General features: G+C 42.0%; 3 protein-coding genes and 1 pseudogene. All 4 read right to left on the reverse strand.

Annotated features, from left to right (window positions below; translation table 11 throughout):
• Nucleotides 1-387 (reverse strand): hypothetical protein (locus tag HRU21_12175; GenBank protein ID NRA43046.1); only part of this gene is annotated, 387 nt, incomplete at its 3' end.
• Between the two features lie 182 nt (nt 388-569).
• A pseudogene (locus HRU21_12180) lies at nt 570-680 on the reverse strand (prepilin-type N-terminal cleavage/methylation domain-containing protein).
• 55 nt (nt 681-735) lie between these two features.
• The gene (gene ltrA / locus HRU21_12185) at nt 736-2004 is read right to left on the reverse strand and encodes a group II intron reverse transcriptase/maturase (protein ID NRA43047.1); all 1269 of its coding nucleotides are present in this window, start codon (nt 2002-2004) and stop codon (nt 736-738) included.
• 945 nt (nt 2005-2949) lie between these two features.
• A partial coding sequence (locus tag HRU21_12190) for a DUF1585 domain-containing protein (protein NRA43048.1) occupies nt 2950-3306 on the reverse strand: 357 nt, incomplete at its 5' end.

Raw genomic sequence — 3306 nt, forward strand, 5'->3', positions numbered from 1 at the left:
TAGAGCTGTGTCTTTATACATATTAGCTAGGCTTAGCTTACTTCCCTGGTAGACCAGTCGGCCCACGATCATAGCGAGGACGTCATCACGCCACTGAGTCCTTTTTGAGAAGAGCATTGTATTGAGATTTAGGTCTTTGGCCAGTTCCATAAAGGCATAACTGGCGCCAAATTCGTAACTGCGGCCATGCTGTAAGTCCGCCATATCAAAATCGCCTTGGATGCCCTTCAGACTCTTTTTTAGTGCCTGAAGGTGTGCAGGAGGGAGTTTGGATACATTGCTGATTGTACGGTGTTTGATCTTGCCATTTTCTCGAAAGCTTTCACGCACGAGATGGGTTATGTAAGTTTTTCCGTTGCGCTTAGATTTAATACTCTCGAGATACATACTGGCTACACTCTAAATTGAAATACAGGATTTAATTAAGCATAAAGATAGCATAATTCAAGTTAATTCATGGATTTTTAATTACAATATCACTGGCTACATTTTCCCACTCATATCAACCGTAAGATCCTGACTCTCTTGTAGATGCGTCCAAAACTCAAAAGAATGTCCGTATAAAGTTATGGCAGCAGTATGGAAGTTAAAATACCGATTATGGCTATGACAACAAGTAGTTCGATTAAAGTGAAGCTTCTCCTACGGATCAGCTTTACCTCACCGACCAAACCGTGCATGAAGTTTTCCCTCACACGGCTTTCCACCTGACATTCTTCCCGCTTCATTCGGCATCTATCTAAGTAAATTAGGAACATAATTTAATCCTTTATTATAAAAGTAATCATTCGGCCATTTTCTGGTTCCTTTGATGTCCTTACACTGCTTTCGTCTTCTCCAGAAGAGTCGCAATTGCTGACATGCAAAGTTAGAAAGTTTTAAGGCTGCATCGTAGCTGTTGCCAACTTTGAAATACTGGGCCCAACCGGAAAGTTTCCGGTTAACGGTTTTGATGACTTCAGTCAGGTGAACACCTAAAGGGAATTCTTTGACTGCCTCTTTGATTTTCCTCTGCATCCCCACCACTCTTTTCGGATTTGGAAATTTAATCCGTACCGGCTTTAAAGAGCTGTATGAATAAGCTTCTTTGTAGGTAAAACCAAGGAAGTTAAAACCTTCACGGACATGACAGACTTTGGTCTTCTCTTCGTTAAGAGTCAGCGATAGAGCCGACAACTGTTCTTTGAGTTTAGCAAGCACCCAATTCGCCTGAGCTTCACTGCGACATAGAAATACTGCGTCATCAGCATATCTTATGAGGCGAACTGATTGGTTATTGCACCAGAGCTTATCGATCTCGTGTAAGTAGATATTGCTTAATAAAGGACTTAAGACGCCTCCCTGAGGAGTGCCGCTTTCCGGCCGGCGAATTTTGCCTTCTTCAAGTATACCTGCTTTCAACCATTGATAAATCAGAGCAAGAAGACGTCGGTCTCTAATTCTCTGACGTACATAGTTCATCAGTTGGTCATGCGCGATAGTGTCGAAATAAGACTTCAAGTCTACATCGACGACCCACTTGTTGTAGTTCACAAGTTTGTGGACTTCTCCTGCCGCTTGTTGATTGCTTCGTTTTGGACGGAAGCCGTACGAGCAATCAGCAAAGTCGGCTTCAAATATCGGTTCAATTACTAACTTCACCGCCATCTGAATAACTCGATCTTTCAGAGTCGGAATTCCCAGTGGACGTTTATCGCCGTTATCTTTAGGAATAAAGACGCGCTTAATGACTGAAGCCGTATACTCTTCATTCATCAAACATTGTCGAATTTCTTCAAGAAAAGCATCAACGCCAATATCCTCAACCACTGTACGAATATGAACTTTATCCACTCCGCAACTGCCACGGTTCTTCTTTACGCGTTTCCACGCTTCGAAAATGATTTCTTTACGATAGATTTTATCATACAAGATCCCGAAGGTTCTCGATGAATTTGCCTTGGAAGCAAGGCATAGCCTGTCTTGAAAAGATTTGACCTTACAGATTTGGTGTTCTTTAGTCATAGACAATCACCAAAGCCTTTTCTCTTCAATACATGGCACCGTCAGGCTAATGGCCCTTCGCTCAAGTGAAGTTATGTTGTCTTCACCGTCAACACTACTATGACCATCTCCGACTTCCTGAATCACATCACCCAGCCTTTCAACCTTACGCCTTATAGCTGAACTTATCCTCACATATCCGCTTTCCTCTGCAGACACATGCGGATATGATATGTGATCTACAAGCTTGATTAAACGGCTCAAGCGATTCAAAATCTTAGGCCCAATGATATTTTGGAATGAAACAGGATCTCCCCAGTTGCTGTCAAAAACTGTTGATTCATGCCGCCGCCTTTTACACCGTCGCCATATCGAGTGCACGTTCCCACTTTCTTCCTCGATATTTACAGACTTCTCCCATCGAACACAGGATCGTCTAAAGCGAAAATACCCGTCTCTGTCAACAATAGAAACTGACGGTTTACCTTTACGATGCTTACGGTCGTTCGTTTGCCTACGGCCTGAATCGTTGCCTCGCCACTCTGATTGACTACGAGTCCGCTCAGAAAGAGCTTTCCCTGCTCGTGACTTTGTCTCTACGCTTCGAAGATAAACATTACTGCTAAATCCGGTAGACTGGCTACATACCCGAAATGGGAAATTGGTATGACCGGGACATTTCACCCGGCTAGCTCCTGACGCATTAGTCTGGGCACACGCTCAAGTAAGGTAAATCTTTTATTCATTTCTCTAATTCCTCTCCCCAAAGAGTTGGCCGCTTAGCAATGCCCAATTTTCGAGTATTCTGCATATTCAAAAATTCTTAAAATATTGACCTAAAGAAACTTATATCAGATATCTATACGGCAACAAAAGTCTGCAAGAGACACTCTTGTGATATTGTCTTAGTGGTCTCCCATCGAGTAAAGTGAATACTCATTCAAAACTGGTGAATCTGAAACACTGCTACTTAGTCAAAAATATTTTGCTGGTGACAATTTCCAGCATTATATCCTGAAGCCTCGAACCTTTTGGTTTCACTTCGCTAAGAATTCGATTGATTTCTTCATTATCTAAAGCTTCCATTGTTCTGCCAGAAGCATAGGTCATCAATTTCTTAATTAAGCAACGGGTAAAATCATCTTTCTTTTGCAACAGCACTTTTTTGAAGTCGACGATATTCTTGTAGGTTTCACCGGTATGAATTTTGCCTGATGTATCAATTTTCATACCTTTAGCGTTTTTTATTTTATCTGGATCAAGGGTATAGACATATTGTTCTCTTAATTGACCAATGGCGTCGAAACTCTCCAAAGCCCAACC

This window comes from Pseudomonadales bacterium (assembly GCA_013215025.1).
In the GTDB taxonomy this organism is placed as follows: domain Bacteria; phylum Pseudomonadota; class Gammaproteobacteria; order Pseudomonadales; family DT-91; genus DT-91.

Bases quoted from the DNA above. Each gene is read 5' to 3' on its own strand.
- ltrA (NRA43047.1), bottom strand. From the start codon at position 2,004: ATGACTAAAGAACACCAAATCTGTAAGGTCAAATCTTTTCAAGACAGG.